At 59.2% G+C, this 19530-nt stretch carries 17 protein-coding genes and 1 tRNA gene; 7 read left to right on the forward strand and 11 right to left on the reverse strand.

Annotation, left to right across the window (positions count from 1 at the left end):
* Positions 1-178: 178 nt before the first annotated feature.
* The 6 genes from SIB64_RS00250 to SIB64_RS00275 form a co-directional block, all read right to left on the reverse strand.
* Positions 179-2251 (reverse strand): phospholipid carrier-dependent glycosyltransferase, encoded by a 2073-nt coding sequence (locus SIB64_RS00250; RefSeq protein ID WP_413441362.1) that lies wholly within the window; start codon positions 2249-2251, stop codon positions 179-181.
* On the reverse strand, positions 2248-2922 hold the full coding sequence (locus SIB64_RS00255) for a J domain-containing protein (RefSeq protein WP_413441363.1): 675 nt from the start codon (positions 2920-2922) through the stop codon (positions 2248-2250). Before SIB64_RS00255 ends, SIB64_RS00250 begins: the two co-directional genes overlap by 4 nt.
* 24 nt (positions 2923-2946) lie before the next feature.
* A complete protein-coding gene (gene cysK / locus SIB64_RS00260) occupies positions 2947-3915 on the reverse strand; it encodes a cysteine synthase A (protein ID WP_413441364.1) in 969 nt (322 codons plus the stop codon).
* A 29-nt stretch (positions 3916-3944) separates the two neighbouring features.
* Entirely contained in the window at positions 3945-4076 is a 132-nt protein-coding gene (locus tag SIB64_RS00265; RefSeq protein ID WP_413441365.1) for a hypothetical protein, read from the reverse strand.
* Positions 4077-4668: 592 nt separating this feature from the next.
* Positions 4669-6246 carry an iron uptake porin gene (locus SIB64_RS00270; RefSeq protein WP_413441366.1) on the reverse strand — a complete coding sequence of 526 codons (1578 nt, stop codon included), beginning with the start codon at positions 6244-6246 and terminating at the stop codon, positions 4669-4671.
* A gap of 9 nt (positions 6247-6255) precedes the next feature.
* On the reverse strand, positions 6256-6408 hold the full coding sequence (locus SIB64_RS00275; RefSeq protein ID WP_413441367.1) for a hypothetical protein: 153 nt from the start codon (positions 6406-6408) through the stop codon (positions 6256-6258).
* 38 nt (positions 6409-6446) lie between these two features.
* Here SIB64_RS00275 and SIB64_RS00280 point away from each other — a divergent pair, with 38 nt between their 5' ends.
* The 3 genes from SIB64_RS00280 (at position 6447) to SIB64_RS00290 (ending at position 11274) form a co-directional block, all read left to right on the forward strand.
* On the forward strand, positions 6447-8081 hold the full coding sequence (locus SIB64_RS00280; protein ID WP_413441368.1) for a DUF2079 domain-containing protein: 1635 nt from the start codon (positions 6447-6449) through the stop codon (positions 8079-8081).
* A gap of 299 nt (positions 8082-8380) precedes the next feature.
* Positions 8381-9904 (forward strand): ArnT family glycosyltransferase, encoded by a 1524-nt coding sequence (locus SIB64_RS00285; RefSeq protein WP_413442791.1) that lies wholly within the window; start codon positions 8381-8383, stop codon positions 9902-9904.
* The gene (locus SIB64_RS00290; RefSeq protein WP_413441369.1) at positions 9880-11274 is read left to right on the forward strand and encodes a DUF2079 domain-containing protein; all 1395 of its coding nucleotides are present in this window, start codon (positions 9880-9882) and stop codon (positions 11272-11274) included. The genes SIB64_RS00285 and SIB64_RS00290 overlap by 25 nt, the downstream gene beginning before the upstream one ends.
* On the opposite strand, the gene SIB64_RS00295 is transcribed toward SIB64_RS00290, so the two are convergent.
* Both SIB64_RS00295 and psbD read right to left on the reverse strand, forming a co-directional pair.
* Complete coding sequence (locus tag SIB64_RS00295) at positions 11223-12074, reverse strand: hypothetical protein (RefSeq protein ID WP_413442792.1); 852 nt, start codon at positions 12072-12074, stop codon at positions 11223-11225. The genes SIB64_RS00290 and SIB64_RS00295 overlap by 52 nt on opposite strands.
* Before the next feature lie 285 nt (positions 12075-12359).
* Complete coding sequence (gene psbD / locus SIB64_RS00300) at positions 12360-13415, reverse strand: photosystem II D2 protein (photosystem q(a) protein) (protein WP_413441370.1); 1056 nt, start codon at positions 13413-13415, stop codon at positions 12360-12362.
* A gap of 162 nt (positions 13416-13577) precedes the next feature.
* Here psbD and SIB64_RS00305 point away from each other — a divergent pair, with 162 nt between their 5' ends.
* From SIB64_RS00305 to SIB64_RS00320, 4 genes are all read left to right on the forward strand, one after another.
* Positions 13578-13841, forward strand: a complete 264-nt coding sequence (locus SIB64_RS00305) for a hypothetical protein (RefSeq protein ID WP_413442793.1) — start codon at positions 13578-13580, stop codon at positions 13839-13841.
* The gene (locus SIB64_RS00310) at positions 13783-14523 is read left to right on the forward strand and encodes an ABC transporter ATP-binding protein (RefSeq protein ID WP_413441371.1); all 741 of its coding nucleotides are present in this window, start codon (positions 13783-13785) and stop codon (positions 14521-14523) included. The genes SIB64_RS00305 and SIB64_RS00310 overlap by 59 nt, the downstream gene beginning before the upstream one ends.
* A gap of 16 nt (positions 14524-14539) precedes the next feature.
* Positions 14540-14611 (forward strand) — tRNA-Asn (locus tag SIB64_RS00315).
* A 278-nt stretch (positions 14612-14889) separates the two neighbouring features.
* Positions 14890-15678 (forward strand): response regulator transcription factor, encoded by a 789-nt coding sequence (locus tag SIB64_RS00320; protein ID WP_413441372.1) that lies wholly within the window; start codon positions 14890-14892, stop codon positions 15676-15678.
* Position 15679: 1 nt separating this feature from the next.
* On the opposite strand, the gene SIB64_RS00325 is transcribed toward SIB64_RS00320, so the two are convergent.
* The 3 genes from SIB64_RS00325 to SIB64_RS00335 are packed head-to-tail and all read right to left on the reverse strand — an operon-like array spanning position 15680 to position 19520.
* On the reverse strand, positions 15680-16630 hold the full coding sequence (locus SIB64_RS00325; protein ID WP_413441373.1) for a DNA polymerase III subunit delta': 951 nt from the start codon (positions 16628-16630) through the stop codon (positions 15680-15682).
* A complete protein-coding gene (gene tmk, locus SIB64_RS00330; RefSeq protein ID WP_413441374.1) occupies positions 16627-17256 on the reverse strand; it encodes a dTMP kinase in 630 nt (209 codons plus the stop codon). The genes SIB64_RS00325 and tmk overlap by 4 nt, the downstream gene beginning before the upstream one ends.
* Positions 17253-19520 carry a heavy metal translocating P-type ATPase gene (locus SIB64_RS00335; RefSeq protein WP_413442794.1) on the reverse strand — a complete coding sequence of 756 codons (2268 nt, stop codon included), beginning with the start codon at positions 19518-19520 and terminating at the stop codon, positions 17253-17255. Before SIB64_RS00335 ends, tmk begins: the two co-directional genes overlap by 4 nt.
* Between the last annotated feature and the right edge of the window lie 10 nt (positions 19521-19530).

Below are 19530 nucleotides of genomic sequence, written 5' to 3' on the forward strand. Positions count from 1 at the left end.
AACCTCTAATCCAACCAAAAGAAATAAAATCGGCCCCTAATAATTTCAAATGCATCGGCGACCAAGATGCGTCAAACAACAACAAACAAGGCAACGCCTGATCGATCTTCAAGTGAATCAAGTCATCACAAACAATTTGCAAAGCATGAACTGATTTAGTTCCATTGTTCTGCCCCGATCAACGCGATCCCTGGTCCTGATCCGTTGTCGCGTCTGATTCGAGTGCCGTCTCCACCCGCTGCACTGCTTCGGGAACGGTCTGAAGCGCGGATGGCAATCGCCAGATCGCACCGCCCAGAACTCCGCTCAGATCAGCAAGTGCAGCCAGCAACGGGTCCGGTGTTTGTGCGTTGGCGGCATCAGCCACGTGGGCAGCCAACCAGGGATTCCAGCCAGCCAGCGTGACCACACTGCGATAGGCCGCGGGCCATGGATTGTCAGGCAGCAGCTCCTGCAATGCCGCAAACTGATCAGCTGCTTGCGTGGGTCGGTTGGCCAGAACCGCCAAGAGGGCCAGGCTCCAGCGGGCCCCTGCGTCTTCAGGATTCTCGCGAAGCCGTTGCTCTGCCTTCCTCTGAACACTGGCGCGGTAACGGAAATGGCCATCAAGCATGTGCTCACGACCCACTGCGGCGAACACTGGATCGAGACCGGCAGGTCCCTCAGCGAGCCCTACCGCAAGGGCCGGGAATGCTGCGGCGAAATCATCGCCAGCCGCCTGATCGGCCCGCCTCCAGAGGGAGTAACTGCCACCCTTCGGTCGAGGAAAGCGCCCCACCGCTGTAAACCTCCCGCTGCGGCGCACGGCACGGTCTAGCCGACGGGCTGCCTTGCGCACCGAACCCTGATCGCCTTCCGCCAGCAGTACCCACTCGGCCCGCTGCAGCACGGGCTCCCGGTCGCTGCGACGTCCACCAAGTTGGCGGCCCACCAGCTGGCCGCCGTTGCGTCTGCCGTAAAAGCTGACGTTGTGCTGATTGAGATCAGGGGTGCTGGGCACAACGATCAAGGTGCGGGGCTGTTGATCCGGATCACCGCCCCCCGCTGCCTGCACCACATCGTCCAGCGGCCCATGGGGACGATCAGCAAGCCGCGCCCGCTGCAGTCCCAGTCCCGCTGGCAAGCAGGCCAGCAATCCGGAGAGAAGGGCGAAGGGAGCCAGGTATCGCTGCCGATCGCGCAAGATCACACCCCACTGCCACCAGCCCCGCGCCAGCAGAAGCACCAGCATCGGCAACAGGGGAGTGATGTACCGATCGCTTTTGTTGGGACTGAGGTTGGTGAACAACCAAGCGAGCAACAGGTTCACCAGCAACCAGCGCCAGCTCCAGCTCCAGCTGTGCGTCAAAGCCTGCGGCCAACGGCCTCGCGGCCACAGCAGCATCAGCAGACCAGCCATCCCCACAATCAGCAGAACGCCCCCGAGCTGCTCCGGCAAAAGGCGGGGATACCAAAGCCAGCTTTCGAGGCTCAACAGCGATGGATCCCCTTCCTTGGCAGCGGACTCGAACACGGCTCGATTGGTGCCACCGATTGTGGTGATCCAGTTGTGGCGCAGCCAGGGACCGACCAACGCCACGGTGAGCAGCGGCAAAAGTGCAGCCTGGCGCCACCAGCGACCGCGACGCCGCCAAGCGATTCCGGCCGTCCACAATCCCACCGGCAGCAGCACCAACAGGGCGCTTTGCTTGACCAGCAATGCCGCCAGAGCCGCCAGGGTGGCAGCCCAGGCCTGAGCCCAGCCGCCACCATCCTCTGGATCACACCAACGACAGAGCCGCCACAACGCCAGAGTGCAAACCGCTGTCAGCGGCATCTCGAGCACATAGTCGCTGCGCAGTTCCAGCAACGCCGGCGTAATCGCAGTGAGGGTGCAGGCCAACAGCGCAAAGCCGGGACCCATGAGATGGAGTCCCCAGCCGGCCACAGCCACAAGCAGCAGGCCATGCCAGAGGCTCAGGCTCCAGGCCGCCTCAGCTGGAGCATCCCCCGCCAAAGCCATCACCGTGCCGTTCACCAGCGACGCCAGGGGTGGGATCTTCGGGGAAAGGTCCAGCAACGCCTGCCAACCTTGCCAACGGCCACCAGGCAGGAGACCAAGGGCACGGCCGTGGTCGAGGGCACTGTTGAGGTAGTCCGCTTGATCCCAAGCCGGAACACCGCTCTGCAGAGACCACCAAAGCCGGTCGCAGGCTGTGGCCAGCAACCAGATCACACCCACGCCAAGCCAGAACAACCAGGAGCGCTTCACACGATCTCGAGCCGCCGCCGCTCATCCTGAAGCCGCTTGCGCCGCTGTTTGGCTTCCCGAAGCATCTCGCGACCGTCGTGCAGATAACTATCCACATAGCCCATGGTGTAACGCTCCAGCTCCCTGATTCCGTCTTCCAACTCCGAGAAGCAGTGGTAAACGCTCAGCCCGAAGCCGCGGGCGGAGTTGGGTGTGGGCAAGGACTGGAACAGCTGCTTGGCCCGGTCCAGCTTCTTCATGCTGGTTTCGATATAGGTGCAGAAGCTGTCCATCAGCACATCGTCGTAAGGATCCCCCGACAGTGCCTTCAGCTGGGCCGGGAATGGATTGATCACCTCCCCCAGCAGTCGATCGATTGGGGTGTAAACCTGTCGCAGCCAGATCGCCAGGGCATCGTCGGCGGCAGCCCCCTGCCCGCCGGTGCTGCGGGCCCGGCGGAAATCCTGCGCCGAACCCCGTCCCGACGGGACCTTCGACGTGCGGTTGCGGTCGAAGGCCTGACGCCGCTCGGGGTCGCCGAGCACCTCCCAGGCCGCATTCAGGGCCAGCATCCGCTGATCATCTCCGCCGGCGTCGGGATGGTGCTGCTTGACCAGTTGCCGGAAAGCAGCCTTGATCTCAGCAGCGCTAGCGCTGCAGCTCACCCCCAGAACGGCATAGGGATCGGTCATCAGCTGCATTGACTGCTTCCATCGTCACAGCTGTCCGTCCCGTCGTGCGGGAAGCGTTGATCCGGAACTGAACATCGGCGTGGAGAGGTAGCGCTCGCCGTAACTGGCCAGCATCACCACCAACCGGCGTCCCTCCATCTCAGGCCTACGTCCTAGCTCTAGTGCCGCCGCCACTGCGGCGCCACTGCTGATCCCGCAGAGCAATCCCTCCTCCCTCGCCAGGCGCCGACCCGTTTCCATCGCTTGCTCGTCCGCAATGGCGATGACCTCATCAAGGATGGTTTGGTCCAACACCGCCGGGATGAAACCAGCTCCAATGCCTTGAATGCGATGACACCCGGCTGCACCGCCAGAGAGAACCGCACTGGCTGCTGGTTCAACGGCCACCAATCGAAGCCCAGGCAAGCGCTGCTTGAGCACCCGGCCGCAGCCACTGATCGTGCCACCGGTACCAACTCCGGCGACAAAGGCATCGAGATGGCCATCGCAATCGGCCCAGATCTCCTCGGCTGTGGTGCATTCATGCACCGCGGGGTTAGCCGGATTATCGAACTGCTGCAACAGATAGGCCTCAGGAATCTCCTCCACCAGCTCCTTGGCCAATTCAATGGCACCAGTCATGCCATCTGCTCCATCAGTGAGCTGAAGCTCAGCGCCGTAGGCCCGCAACATGGCCCGTCGCTCAGTGCTCATCGAATCGGGCATGGTGAGGATCAGCCGATACCCCCGTGCTGCTGCCACCATCGCCAAAGCGATGCCGGTGTTGCCGCTGGTGGGTTCCACCAACACTGTTCGGCCGGGCACGATCGTGCCGTTTCGCTCCGCTTCCAGCACCATGGCGCTGGCGATTCGGTCCTTCACCGACGCGGAGGGATTGAAGCTCTCCAGCTTCGCGAGAATTTCAGCACGGCAGGACATCAAGGCGGGCAATCGATTCAGACGCACCAAAGGTGTGCCACCAATCAAGGCCGTGATGTCGGAAGCGATAGGCATATCCCAGCTTGACGTGAGATCGCAATGGTTCAACTGCGGCGCAGAAACAACCAATCGAGACCGAGAGGACGATCGCCATCTTTAGGGCGCAGACTCCGTGCGCCGGCTGATCCTTTTTTATTAACAGACAGCGACAGGGAGCGAGCATTTCGCCAAGCCAATGAAAAACAGCATTGACTGGAATGGACCGCATTCGCTACGAATTTTCCCCACCAAAGAGCCAAAACAACCTGCTAATTTATAAAGATGGAGTCGCGATAATGAAAAGAGAAAAAACTCTCCAAGAGCATATTCCCTTTGCAAATAATAAATTCGATGCCCTCATTAATGCAAAAGATTCTTCGAAAAGCATCTTTTTCATGAAATATTGCATTTTTCGAACACGAACCTGGGCATGAGCGCTCATGCCACCAACCTGGCCACGATGAGATCACTCAGCCAAACAAAATGATGATCAGAGGAGGAGGAGAAGCCAAGACGGAGATCACGTCACTCGTTGAAAGGCAGAGAAACAAACCCACGATTAATCATCAAATCCTCTTAAATATTGACCCGACTCAAAAATACTTATCGGAGCTGGCCGAAAGATTCAAGATTCATAAGATCAGCATTAGACACTTCACCATTCCTGACTCAAACAGCTTGTTAAAGCAGCAAGTGAACCGCAATAAAAAAGCCCTCCATAGGGAGGACTTTGTGTACATGTTTGTGAGAAAAAGATTCTGAAGGCCCAAGCGAAGTTGGGCCGTGAAATCAGAACTTGAATGTGGTCTTCACAAGTCCACTCAGTCCAGTGAGATCGTTGTCGGAACGCTGGTTCGCGAACGGCTTGCTCAGGTAGTGGACTGCAGGGGTAACGGTGATGTTATCGGTGACCTGGAACTTGTAGAAGAATTCCCAGGCATAACCACCACCAGCGAGGAAGTCATCTTCGTCAAACTTGCTGTTGTTGACGTCGATGTCCGTGATGAAGGTTGGCTGACCGACAGCCATACCGAAGCTGTTGCCTTCGAGGAAGACATCAGACCACTCGAGGCCAACGTACCAGGACTGGGTTGTGGCGTTATTAACGCCAGGGACGCTGCTGCTGGAAATGTCTGTAAGACCCCAGCCACCGCTGACGGAAGGAATCCAACCAGAATCTTCAGGCATCCACCATGCGCTCACACCAAACGAATTGGTCTGACCGTCAGTGAGGGACATTAACTCAGCCCCACGGGTAGCGTTTCCGCCGTAGAGGCCAACGCCATTGCTGCCTGAAGCCTTGGTGTAGGCAGCAGCAATACCCCAGTTTTCTGGCGCATAGGCAATTTGAGTTGTCGCGCTCATGCCAGCGGCATCAGTACCAATACCACCGCCATCACAAGTACCATCATTGGTAGGGCAACCATTGTTGGCGTTGGTGGAGAGGTAGCTGGTGGAGATACTGAAATCACCAGGCTTCCACCAAATACCGGCACCTCCACCAAGAGCCAGGTTGTAAGCACCTGGAGCACCTGCATAGGTGAAGAAGTCCATCGTCATATCAGACGGATAGGCACTCGGCCAGAGTGGCAGCATGTTGTCCATCCGGACACGTGGGCCACCAACGATGGTGAAATCATCTCCAACAGGGAAGCTGTAGAAAAGACGATCAATGACAACAACGTTGCCGGTATCAACACCGTATTCCTGACCAAACAGACCAACTCCGGTTCCACCGAAGATGTTGTTCATGTTGCCTGAACGCAGGCGCGTGACCAAAGAATCTTTGCCTGTGAAACTTGTTTCAAGTGCCAGGCGAAGGTCGTAGCTGAACGTGGTGGCACCAGCCGCGGCTGCCATCGCGTCCTTGCCAGAACCATGATATTTCGCTGCACCAAACACCCAATGGGTGGAACCTTTCAGCTTGGTGGTGGTGGAGAACTGGGTGGCTTCCAGTTCGCCGACGCGGGCTTCCAGACCGTCAACGCGGCCGCGGATGATCGCCAGCTCACGCTCGAATTCCTTGATCAGACGAGCAAGATCGTCAGTTAATTCAGTGACGCTGTCGAGGCAGGAGTTCAGCAGAGCGGCAGCCTCGTAACGGGTCATCGCCCGGTTGCCGCTGAAGGTGCCGTTGGGATAGCCGGCGACGCAGCCGTAACGCTCGATCAGGTTGGCCAGTGCCTGGTAAGCCCAGTCGGTCGGGTAGACGTCAGAAAACTGAGTGATGCTGGTGACCTGCTCCTTCCGGCTGGAAGGGGCATACTCAGCCATTGCATCAACATTGATGTCAGCTGCATTGGCGGCGACAGGGGCCAGAAGGCCGAGAGCTGCCGGAGCCACCAGCAATTGCTGGAAAAGCTTCATGGATGGTCCTCACACGGAAAATAGACGCAACGCGCCCAAGCGAATTTTGAAGCAGTTACGTCGGCTTAACCAACGGGCAATGTGACGGTGTTTCTCCCGACTTGCATCAATCGCTACAAAACTGACCGAAGAGTTGGGATGTTCAACGCTGACGATGGTCATTCGCTGATCAACGAACACCAGCTCAGGTCGTGCGACCCATGATCCGACCCGAAAATCGAAAAATTTTATGCGCTGCAGGGATTTTCGCAGGGCTAGCCCTGCTGCTGCATGCCTGGCGATCGCATGTTCTCCTTGCCAGTTACGACCAGGGCATTTTTCAGCAAGTGCTTTGGAACAGCCTCCAGGGGCATCCCTTTGAAAGCACTCTTTCCTCCCAACTGTCGACCAACGTCATTCACGCCGGGCACCCCCCCTCCGTCGATTACGAACGCCTCGGCCAGCACTTCACTCCCACGCTGTTGCTCTGGGCTCCGCTTTTTGCATGCATCGGTCCAGCAGCGCTCCCGTTGGTCCAGGTCGGATTGATCACCGCGGCTGGGCTGGTGCTCCACCGCATCGCCTCTGGCGTGATGAAGCCCGCGATGGCCAACTGGATCGGATACGGCTACTTCGCAGGACAAGCACTGATCGGCCCGACGCTCGGCAATTTCACCGATCTCTGTCAACTGCCGCTGGCCGTGTTCACCCTGATGCTCGGGTTGATCGAACGCCGACGCTGGCTGATCGCCATCTCGGCTCTGCTCATCCCCCTGATCCGTGAAGACACAGGGGTGTTGCTCGTGGCAATCGGGATCTGGCTTCTGATCAGGGAACGCGAGCGCTGGGCTCTGGCGCTCGTGTTGATGCTTTGGGGAGGCGGCTGGGTGCTGATCTGCACCAACGTTCTGATGCCGTTGTTCTCAGATGACAACGCGAAGCGCTTCATGGTGGAAAACTTCGGCCAATATCTCGAAAGCGATGGCGTCCAGAGCAGCAGCAGCCTCGGCCTCATCCAGCAGGCACTTCAGCAACCTCTCCTTCTCCTAAAGGAACTGATCGATCCGCCGGGTCAGACAGTGCTCTACCTGCTGGGACACGCGCTCCCGTTTCTGTTTGTTCCTCTGATCAGCATCGATGCCTGGCTCCTAGCAGGCCCGAGCCTCCTGGGGCTCTTCCTCGCCCAAGGCGCGAACGACCCCCTCTCGATCACCATTCGTTACACCCTGCTCGTTGTGCCGGGATTCGCCATGGGGACAGTGTTCTGGTGGGCCAGGCGGGACAGGTCGGAACCGGGCCCACGCCTCCGCGGGATCTGGAGATCCTGTCTGGTGTTGTCCCTTGTGCTGGCCTTCAGCAGCAACCCGCACCGAAGCCTTTCAGCCCTCGTGCCTGACAGCATTGATCCCTGGGTGCACAGCACAGCGGTCGAGCAATGGCAGCACGGCCATGCGGCCAGATCGGTCCTCGGAGTCATTCCGGCGGATGCGACCGTCTCAGCCAACACACACCTGGTGCCGCTACTGGCCCGGCGTGAAGTGCTGGTGCGGTTTCCATTTGATACTACCTACCTGGACCGTCAGGGTGTCCGCCAACCCGTGACCTGGATCGCCGTCGATCTGGACATGCTTCGGCGATACGGCGCAGCCTTCGGTGGTGACTGGAAACAGCTGCGGAACAGTCAGAACTGGCTTAACGAGGAACGCAGCCTCTATGCCGTGCAGGCCTTCAAGGACGGTGTCGTGGCATTGGAACGGGCTGGTGCACGGAATCCGACTTTGGAAGCGACCTTGGATCAGGAACTCGCCAAGCCCCTGCCGCGCGATCCACGCCAACGCCACAAATCAGTTCGTTGAATCAGTTCCTTAAGTCAGTACAAAAAAACGATGCCCCCGACCGGTAAACCGGCCGGGGGCTCTCGCCGAGTCCGCATGTGCCGCGGAACCGGATGATCAGTCAGAAGGCGCCGTTCAGCCGGCGTTCTCCGCGATCAGCAGACCCTGCTTGAGAGAACTGGATTTCATGAACACCTCCTCCTGAGTGGATTGTTGAACGCCGGTGCTGTATTCGATGGCGTTCTCAGATCCGAAGATCCGAGGATGCCATCACATCACTGCGATCAGGTCTTTTGAACCATAACGGAGCTGACCGGTTGGTGGTGCATCCTGCACAACAACCGGAGCAAGAGGGTCGTCAATGGCTGCAGCCTCTCCTGCTCTGGATGCTCACCCTCTGCCTCTGGCTTCCGGGCCTCGGGAACCTTCCCCTGCGCGACTGGGATGAGGGACGTGTCGCCAGCGTGGCCCGTTCGACTACGACCCTGCTGCCGATGAAATGGGGCCAGGACTACCTCAACAAACCACCAGGGATCCATTGGCCCATGGGCCAAATGATTCGGAGGGTGGGTGCTGGGGAAGCCTCAGTTCGGCTTCTACCAGCCACCTTCTCAAGCCTGGCCGTGCCGATGATCGTTCTGCTGCGTCGGGCCCTGGACGAAGGCAGTAAGGGACGGAGTGAGAAAGCAGCGCTTATGGCCGGTGTCGTCCTGATGACACTGCTGCCGATGGCCCGACACGGTCGATTGGCGATGCTCGATGGAACCTTGCTGAGTTGCAGCCTTGTGCTCTGGTGGAGCTGGCTTGGCAATCGCCACCAGCTCTGGAGATCCATGCTGGCGGGCCTGGCCTGCAGCGGCATTTTACTCCTGAAACCACCTGCCCTGATTGGATTTCTTCCGCTTGCGGCGGTTCTTGGCGGTCGAACCCACTGGCCGGGTGTTCGCAACGGCTGCGCCCTGCTGATTGGTCTGTTGCCAGGCCTGGGTTGGCATCTCTGGCACTGGAGTGTTCGAGGCAACGACGCCTGGGTGATGTGGGGAGGTCAGGGCCTGGCACGGGTCACCAGCAGCGTTGGTGACGGCCATGGCTGGTGGACACCCTGGATCGAGCTCCTGGAGGGGGGGTGGCCCTGGCTGCTGCTCCTGCCATCAGGGTTGTACTGGGCTTGGCGTCACCGAGGAAGAACCGCGGGACGCTGGGAACTGGGCCTTCTGATCGGCACGGCGGCGATGGTCCTTCCCCTGCGCACACAACTGCCGTGGTACAGCCATTTGCTGTGGCCGCCGATCGCCCTGATCTGTGCTGAGGGGCTGACCGATCTGCTCAACCTGGGACAACCCCGCTGGGTGAGCTGGATTTGGCAGGGGTTGGGACTCGCTGTGTTGATCCTGGTCATCACGCTTCAGTTCACCCCAACCGCTACCGAGCTCCCCCGCAACGCTTTGCTCTGCAGTGGCCTGGGGCTGATCCTTGGAGCCCCGTTGTTGCGAAACCCCAGTGGGCGATGGCGCCAACGCGGCCTGCTGCTGCTTGTGGTGGGTTGGTGCCTGGCGCTGCTGACCTTGTGGCACAGCAAGCTGTGGCTGTGGGAGCTCAATGAAAGCTGGGACCCGCGCCCGGTCGCGACAGAGATCCGAGCACTCCCAGCAGACGATCCGGTATGGCTCAAGGGGCCAACAAGGCCAGCGCTGGGCTGGTACGCCGGACGGGAACTAAAACGGTTTCGAAAGACCGATTCTCCGACGGGGGAGCACTGGCTGGTTGCGGATCGAAAACCCAACGGCTGTGCGCTTGCCTTGAGGGCGGTGCCAGGGGCATGGCAGCTCTGGCACTGCCCGTGATGCCGTCCACTCCGCTGCAGGCTCCTCGCAAGCTTTGGCTTGTCGCCATCGGCCTCGGGGCGATCGGATGGATCTGCAGCGCCATGCGCCATGGTCTTCTGCAAAGCAATGCCTATGACCTTGGACTGTTCGACCAGTGGGTCTGGCTGATCAGCCAGGGCGTTGAGCCCATCTCGTCGATGGAACAGGTGCATGTGCTGGCCGATCACGGCGCTTGGCTGCTGTATCCAGCCGGGCTGAGCTACCGGCTCCTTGCCTCGGTTCAGTGGTTGCTGGCCAGCCAGGCCATGGCCCTCAGCCTCACAGCCATCCCCCTCTGGGGTTTAGCGAAGCAGGCCGATCTGCCTGAACGGCGCTGTTGGTGGATCTGCATGCTCTGGTGGCTTCAACCAGTGGTCTTCAATACCACCCTGTTCGACTTCCACCCAGAAACCTGGGTGATGCCAGCCCTCGCCTTGGCGCTCTGGGCCGAGCGGGCGGAGCGCCCTCGCCTCTGGTTGGTTCTGCTGCTGCTGCTGCTTGGAGCCCGGGATGGGCTGGTGCTGATCATTGGAGGAATGGCCCTGGACCTGGCCTGGCGGCGACGCTGGCGATGGAGTGGAATCGCGGCTGGGATAGCACTCGGCTGGCTACTGCTGCTGGGCCGCTGGCTTTATCCCCTGCTTCGGGACGGGGAAGGACCGAAAGCTGCTGGACGCATGTTCAGCCACCTCAGCGCCAACCCGCTGACCAGTCTTCAGAACCTGGACTGGGGCGGTGGATTCACGTATCTGCTGCTGCTCTTGCTGCCGTGCGCATGGCTCTGGCGACGCCGCTCCTTTCCAACCCTGCTGATCGGCGTTCCCCTTCTGCTGGTGAACCTGCTGTCCGCATCACCAAGCTATCGGACCTTGATCCACCACTACAGCCTTCCCCTGGCCGTGGTGATGGTGGTTGCCGTGATCGATGGACAACTGCAGCGCCAGCGAACGGTCCGCATGCTGCCCTGGTCTCTCGGCTGGGCGGTGGCCTGCTGGCTGGCACTGGCCAAGCCTTGGGCATTCACCGGGCCCTACCTGCAGCGAATGGCCCAGCTGGATGAACTGAAGAGCGCGATTGCTCTTGTAAAACCAGACGATGCCCTGCTGACCACGAGCTACCTGGTGCCTCAGTTCAGCCAGCGGCTGCAGATCGGATTCCCAAAACAAGGGGCTGATCTGGAGCTGAGCCAATCAAAGTGGACGGCGCTGCTGCTGAATCCGATGGACCCTGGCTGGGGCTCCTCGCCGAAAAAGCAAGGCTCGCTGCTAGATGACGCCGAGGGAAGCAACTGGACGTGTCAGACCTGGCCATCCGGATTGACACTCTGCCGCAAGCCCGAATCAGCATGACCCAGATACAAATAAGCCACATGTATGAACACACCCACTGAGAACAGGAACTCAGCGATTTCCTGTTCTCTGGTGTGGAGAAGAACGAGATCAACCCCCCATTTCTCCATCACCACACCCCAATACATCAAAGCAGCAATTCCAAAATAACTCGCAGTACAACCCAACGGAAACAACACATCCGCAGGCGAACCAAACTTCAGAGATCCTTGGCGACGGAGCACGAAACCTGCAACGGACAATCCAAACAACAAGGTGAAAACGCAGGCTGCAATCGTCCAGGTATGGGCATGCCATAACGAGAGGTTATGCAGATTTGTTTCATGCTGAATATTATGCTCATTCATTAATTCTGGCGTCCCCCAATTAAAAATCATCTGCCCCCAGCTCATCTCCTCCATGGAAATAAGAAATAAGCCAACACCCCCACATCGAAGAAGCAGTCTCACCAACCTAGAACCTTGAGACAAAGCTGCTCTCCACAGCAGAATTGCCGAGGAAAGCAACAATAAAAAGCCAAGCCATTCAACAAGGCTTCCCTCTGATATTCGCCGAAGATAACTCTTGAGGTCATCAACCTGGAGTCTGTAAAGCAGAAAAAAAGGCCACACGATCAATGGGAACATGAATATTTTTATTCGGCTTCCCGGGTCAGAAAACAACTTCAAAAGCCACTGGGCAACCAAACCTCGCTGGACAAGAAAGAACAGCCCAGCACCTGCTGCACCCTGAAGGATCTGCGCAAAGGGCATACCGCCTGATTCAGCACTCAGCACTTGCACCAGGTTGACCACCAACACTCCGACCAACACAAGCCCCAGCGCTCCCATCAATGCAGCGATTGTCTTGGCCAGGAATACACGCCTGCGACCATGCAGCGAATCAGATTGCTCCCAATCGGCAAGCGGATGACCAGACTTCATCTCAACCTTAATCACGCCATCACTCTGCATTAATGGAGCGTTAATCACACAATAATCGTCCAATGTGGGCAGAGCTCAAAGCGTCAGGGCTGGGGTCGCAGCGATTCACCCCCAAAAAAAACCCCTCCATAAGGAGAGGCGAATCGCGAAGATCGGGAAGGATCAGAGCGCGTTGCCGCGGGGCAGAACCTCTTCAGGGAAGACGAAGTTTTCGTGCGGCTGGTCAGCCGGTGCCATCCAGGCACGCAGACCTTCATTCAGAAGGATGTTTTTGGTGTAGAAGGTCTCGAATTCGGGATCTTCTGCTGCGCGGATCTCCTGGGAGACGAAGTCATAGGCGCGCAGGTTGAGGGCAAGGCCGACGATGCCGATGGAACTGGTCCACAGGCCCATCACAGGCACAAACAGCATGAAGAAGTGCAGCCAGCGCTTGTTGGAGAACGCAATTCCGAAGATTTGGCTCCAGAAGCGGTTGGCGGTAACCATGGAATAGGTCTCTTCTTCCTGGGTCGGCTCGAACGCCTTGAAGGTGTTGGCCTGTTCACCATCCTCAAACAGGGTGTTTTCCACAGTGGCGCCGTGGATGGCGCAAAGCAGTGCGCCGCCGAGGATGCCGGCCACGCCCATCATGTGGAAGGGGTTCAGGGTCCAGTTGTGGAAGCCCTGAAGGAAGAGGAGGAAACGGAAGATCGCAGCCACACCGAAGGATGGCGCGAAGAACCAGCTGCTCTGGCCGAGAGGGTACATCAGGAAGACACTGACGAAGACCGCGATCGGGCCGGAGAAGGCGATGGCGTTGTAAGGGCGGATGCCGACGAGACGAGCAATCTCGAACTGACGCAGCATGAAGCCGATCAGAGCGAAGGCACCGTGGAGAGCCACGAAGGCCCAGAGGCCGCCGAGCTGGCACCAGCGGACGAAATCGCCCTGGGCTTCAGGGCCCCAGAGCAGCAGCAGGCTGTGACCCATCGCATCAGCGGGGGTGGAGACAGCTGCAGTCAGGAAGTTGCAACCTTCCAGGTACGAGGAGGCAATGCCGTGGGTGTACCAGGAAGTGACAAAGGTGGTGCCGGTCAGCCAGCCACCGATGGCCAGATAGGCCGTGGGGAAAAGGAGGATGCCGGACCAGCCGACAAAAACGAAGCGGTCGCGCTTGAGCCAGTCATCGAGGACGTCGAACCATCCCCGCTGAGGCGCGCGTCCTACAGCGATCGTCATGAGACGTGCTTCATGAAGCGTTACATCGGGAGCCTAGGGGGGTCAGGCTGCAATGGGGCGGCTTCCCTCACCCAGAGGTGAAGGATGAGTAAAAATGCTCAACCAGAACCGACACTCCATGCGGGTCCTCCGCGAAGATGGCGCATCTCAACTTTTCAAGCCGTGTACGTCATCGAACTGGCCCTACGCATGAGCCCCGTTCCGGTGTCCGTGCAGAGAAAAGAGCATGACGCTGCTGAAGCGCTTTATCAACAGATTCGCCAGTCGATCGAACAAAGCCAGCCAAGACTGCTCGAGCTCACATGCGAGAAGGTCGAAGGCAAGAAAGTCACGGTGTTGATCAGTGAAGTTCTGGCCGTACAGCTTTATGAGAAAACTGCTGCAACAGGCGGCAGCAAAAGGCCAGGATTCTCCCTTGATTCCTGAGACGGACCCTGACGCCGTCCTCCGCCTGGAGCGAGTCAGCTACCGCTGGCCTGACGGTTCACAGGCCCTACATCAGTGCAGCCTGAACATTCCCCGGCCAGGCCTATGGATGCTGGTGGGCAGCAACGGCAGCGGTAAGAGCACACTCTTCCGGCTGATCGCAGGCTTGATGCAGCCACAGGAAGGCGGGATCCACACGGCTCAGCGTGTTGCGCTGGTCTTCCAGAACCCTGATCATCAACTCCTACTCCCAAGCTGCAACAGCGATCTGCTGCTGGGGATCGCGCCTCAATCCACAACCACAGCTCGGTTCGCACGGGTTCAGCAGCTTCTCGAACAACTCGGACTGACCGGCTTGGGGTCCCGACCGATTCACACCCTCAGTGGTGGACAAAAGCAGCGCCTGGCCATCGCCGGCGCCTTGGCGAGTGACGCGGGCCTCTTGCTGCTCGACGAGCCCACTGCCCTTTTGGATCCAACCAGCCAGCACAACGTTCTGGATGCGGTTGATCGGCTGTGCCATCAGGGCAGCTCACCATTAACAGCACTTTGGATTACGCATCGGCTCGAGGAACTCGACCGAGCCGATGGAGCCACCTGCATGCAGGAGGGACAGATTCAAGGCTGGATGGATGGGAAAGAGCTCCGCCATCGCTTGCAGTGCGGGAGGCTTGGCCTGTAAGTTCTCTTGGAGCCATTCCTCGGTAGCTCAGCGGTAGAGCGGTCGACTGTTAATCGATTGGTCGCAGGTTCGAATCCCGCCCGGGGAGCTTGATTGCCACAGCAGTTGCTGTGGCTTTTTTATTGACAAACAAGGAAAAATGTCACCCCGGATTGCCAAAACCGGAAGACTTTCTGAACACGACATTCAATGTTAACAGACCTCTTCTGGTGAAACCGTTTCCAGCGCAACAGATCTCAGAGATCAAGGCCCTTCGGCACAGTCCACGCAAATTCTGCAGAGAGAACAAAAGCTTGAGAGAATCAGCTGAGCGTTGACCAGTCGACCCTCGCTCCACCCTCCCACAGCTGTTCCGCTGCCAAATCGATGAAGCCTTGTGTTCTGCTAATCGAAGACGACCGGGACATGCGCGACCTGGTGAGTGGCCACCTCGAGCACAGTGGTTTTGACGTTCAGCGTGCCGATGACGGCATTAAAGGCCAGGCTTTAGCGCTGCAATACACACCAGACTTGATCTTGCTCGACCTGATGCTTCCCAAGGTTGACGGATTGACCCTTTGCCAGCGATTGCGCCGCGATGAACGGACAGCAAGCATTCCAATATTGATGCTGACAGCACTTGGGGGCACAAAAGACAAAGTCAGTGGGTTTAATTCAGGCGCTGACGACTACCTGACCAAACCCTTCGACCTTGAAGAACTTCAGGCCCGCGTCAAGGCCCTGCTTCGTCGCAGTGATCGGGCCCCAGTTGGCACTGGCAATCACCACGAAATCCTCAGTTACGGACCGCTGACCCTGGTTCCCGAACGGTTCGAAGCGATCTGGTTTGACGGACCTGTTCGCCTCACCCACCTCGAGTTCGAACTCCTGCACTGCCTGCTGCAGCGACATGGACAAACGGTGGCTCCCTCTTTGATTCTTAAAGAGGTGTGGGGCTACGAACCCGATGACGACATTGAAACCATCCGGGTTCACGTGCGTCATTTGCGCACCAAACTTGAGCCGGATCCACGCAAGCCTCGGTTCATCAAAACCGTGTACGGAGCTGGTTACTGCCTCGAATTGCCCACCGGTGGTCAACTGGAAGGTCTCCACGACGTCGTCGCCATGGCCCGAAGTGAACGCAAGAAACAGGGTGATCGCGCCAGCGCCTAGATCATCCCGCTGCCGTGATTGTCATGAGGTCAAGCAAAGCCACTTCCCAGGCCAACCTGGGTTGAACAAACGACAGAAGATGACGTCTGAGCGATTCCAGACGTCTAACAGCGTGTTCCGAATGAGCGGCACGCCAAATTCTCTGCTGCAACCAATCGATCAACCACAGCTGCTGTTCTCCATCGAGGCTCTCGCAGAGATCTCGAGCCAGAGACAAAGCGTCCATTGGCTCGATCGGCAGTGTTCTGAGCCGATTCGCGAGCGATTCGGGGAGCAGGGACCAACGCTGTCGATGTTCGATCAAGGCACCCGGGGATCCAGCGGCCATCCCAATCAGCTCCGGTGGATCCATGCCTGAGGCTCCACACCGAAGCAGGACCTGATCAAGCGCATCAGGGTCAAGACGAAGAAAGCGGATCAGCTGACAACGGGAACGAATGGTCGAAAGCAGCCGCTCTGGGGCCGCTGACAACAGCACCAGGAGACCGTGCCCAGGCTCCTCCAATGTTTTAAGCAACGCATTGGCGGCTGACTCAGCCATGGCTTCCGCAGTTTCGATCACCACCATGCCCCGTTCCGCTTCCACAGGCTGACGAGCCAGAAACCGGCCCACCCCACGAATCTGCTCCAGGCGCAGCTGAGGCGGTGTGCGGCGGCTCAGCCCCACCTCCTCCGCCTCACGCCTGGACAGCAATCGACCCTGATGCTGATAGGTGGGCTCAACCCAGAGAAGATCAGGATGATTGAGCGCCTCCAGGCGTCGCCTTTGGCGAGGGGAGGCAGCTCCTCCTGCAATCACTCCCTCCAAAAAACGCAGGGCAGCCAGACGGCGACCGACACCATCAGGACCGGCGAAGAGATAGGCCGGAGCAAGTCGATGGTGCTGCAGCGCAGCCTGCAGGAGATCCACAGCCAGAGACTGACCAACCAGATCTGCGAACAGACCGTTCACATCAACAACTCCCGCAGGCTTCGCTCCAGGGCATCACTCACCTCGGCAATGGGACAGTCGGCTTTCACACGAGACCAGCGTCGCTCGAGTGCGAGTTGCCTAAAACCCTCTTGCACCCGCTGCAAAAAAAGCTCCCCCTCGGCTTCGATTCGGTCATCCTGATCGCCCCTGCGGCGGCGGATGCTTTCCTTCAGAGGCAGATCCAGCAGAACAGTGACATCGGGAGACAGTCCACCGGTTGCGATCCGTTCAAGTTCTCGGATCAATGAACGATCAAGACCCCGACCGTATCCCTGATAGGCCATGGTTGAACCGCTGAATCGGTCGCTGATCACCCAGTCACCCCGTATCAAGGCAGGACGAATCAAGGTCTCCACATGCTGGGCACGATCTGCGGCATAGAGCAACAATTCGGCCGTTGGAGCCGGGGCCGCCTCAGCAGCTGTGTGAAGCAGCAGTTCGCGCACACCTCCCCCCAGGGACGTCCCTCCAGGCTCACGTGTCCGGATCAGGCGAGCGCCGGGAGGGATCAGTCCCGACGCGGGAAGCCAGGTCGCCAAATGATCCATCTGGGTTGATTTTCCACACCCATCAATGCCATCGAGAACAATGAAACGCCCGCTCATGCCGGACGCAGCACCAACGCATTGACCACCACCGTGATGGAACTCAGCGCCATCAACAGCGCAGCGATCGGCGGCGACAGCAACAGCCCCTGGCCGGGAAGCAGTACCCCAGCGGCGATCGGGAGAGCGATCAAGTTGTAACCGAAGGCCCAGATTAGGTTCTGACGCACTTTGGCCAGGGTGCGGCGCGCCAACAGCAAGGCATCGGGGAGGTTGTCGAGACGGTCACCAAGCAGAACCATATCGGCGGTGTCCTGCGCGATCTGAGTCCCCGTGCCAACCGCGATGCCGAGATCAGCAGCAGCCAGAGCGGGAGCGTCATTGATGCCATCTCCAACCATGGCCACTGATCCGGACTGACGCAACTGCTCCAGCCGCTCAAGCTTCTGCTCTGGTCGCATCTGCCATCCGAGCTCAGCCTCGCTGAAACCGAGCTGATGACCAAGCTTCTTCACGGCAGCCATCCGATCACCACTGAACACGGCGAGGTCAAGTCCTTCGTTGCGCAGCCTCAGCAGAGCCGTTTGCACATCAGCTCGAAGCTGATCCTCGATCTGAACCATGCCCAACAGCTCCTGACCTTCAGCGACAGCAACCACTGTCCCTTCTACCGACCCCTGCCACGCGTCCAGGTCGCCTGACCATCGAACGCCTTGGTTTGAGATCCAGTCCGGATTGCCCACCGATACCTCAGCGGGAACACCCTCCAAAACTCCTTGCAGGCCATCACCCGCCAGGGTGCGCACATTAACGGAGGGAAGCAGTTTGAGTTCGCGTCGCTGGGCTTCCTGGAGCAGAGCATGGGCCAGCGGATGCCGGCTGTTCTGCTCCAAGCTGGCTGCCAGCTGCAACAGACGTTCCGGATCCCTGGATTGCACCGCCGTGACCATGGGCCGGCCCAGTGTGAGCGTGCCGGTTTTGTCGAAGACCACATGGTCAAGACCAGCAGCCTTTTCAATGACATCGCCACCCCGGAACAGCCACCCCCTGCGGGCCGCCAATCCGGTCGCCACCGTGATCACAGTGGGTGTGGCCAGGCCGAGCGCACAGGGGCAAGCCACCACCAACACGGCGATGGATAGCTGCAGGGAAAGACCGATCGGCGTTTCAGCGCCACTGCCCAGTCCTGCATGGTGAGGGTGGCCAACCTGATGGGCATGGGACATTCCCATCGAAGACGCCTGCAGCACCTGAGGCCAGTGCTCTGCGCCAAACAGCCACCAGAACAGGAACGTGCTCAGCGCAAGGGCGATCACTCCGTAGCAGAACCGACCGGCAACGCGATCGGCGAGCCCCTGAATTGGGGCACGGCGGGCCTGCGCCTGTTCCACCAGCCGAATGATCCTGGCGAGGGCTGTTTCAGCACCGACGCGTTGCACTTCCAAGGTGAGCGTCGCCTCAAGGTTGAGGCTTCCGGCATCGAGCTCAGAACCCGGCTCCGCCTCGAGGGGCAGAGGTTCTCCCGTGAGGCTGGAGACATCAACGGCTGAGCGACCATCCAGAACTACCCCATCAACTGGGATTCGGTCACCAGCCAGAAGCTGGACGCGTTCACCGGGACGCAAAGCACCGACACGCACCTCACGGATCACACCATCAGCAAGAAGCAACCTGGCGGTATCGGGTTGAAGCTGGGCCAGCTGCTTGAGCGCCTGGCCGGTGCGGAAACGGGCACGCTCCTCCAGGAAACGACCCAGCAGCACAAAGCCGAGCAGCATCACCGGCTCATTGAAAAAGCAGGGCCATCCAACCTGCGGCCAGATCAAGGCCACCAAACTGGCCAGGTAGGCACTGCCCACCCCAAGGCCCACCAGGGTGTCCATGCTCGGAGCTCCTGCCCGAGCCGCTTTGACCCCCCCGATCAGAATGGGCCGGCCCGGCCCTAGCAATGCCACGGTTGCCAGGCTGGCGTGAAAAGGCAAGCTTCCAATCAGCGGCAGCTCAAGCTGTCCTGCCTCAGCGAGGTGGCCAAGAACTGAGAACAGCAAAAGAACCAAAGCGACCATCAGCTGGCGCCACTGCCGCCACCAACCCGGGCCAGCGGCGTGAGAGCCACGCGATCGGGCAACCTGTTCCTCAAGGCTGCGTTCCTTGGCGGGAAAACCGCGATCGGACAGAGCTTTCAGAAGCCGTTCAACGGACCCCTCTGCAGGCGAGAGATCCAACCAGGCAGCACGGCTGACGAGGTTGACATCAACGCGCTCAACCCCAGGTTGCTCCAACAGCGTCCGCTCCACGGAACGCACACAACCTCCGCATTTCATACCTTCCACG

The organism is Synechococcus sp. MIT S1220 (assembly GCF_047303025.1).
Taxonomy (GTDB): Bacteria; Cyanobacteriota; Cyanobacteriia; order PCC-6307; family Cyanobiaceae; genus Parasynechococcus.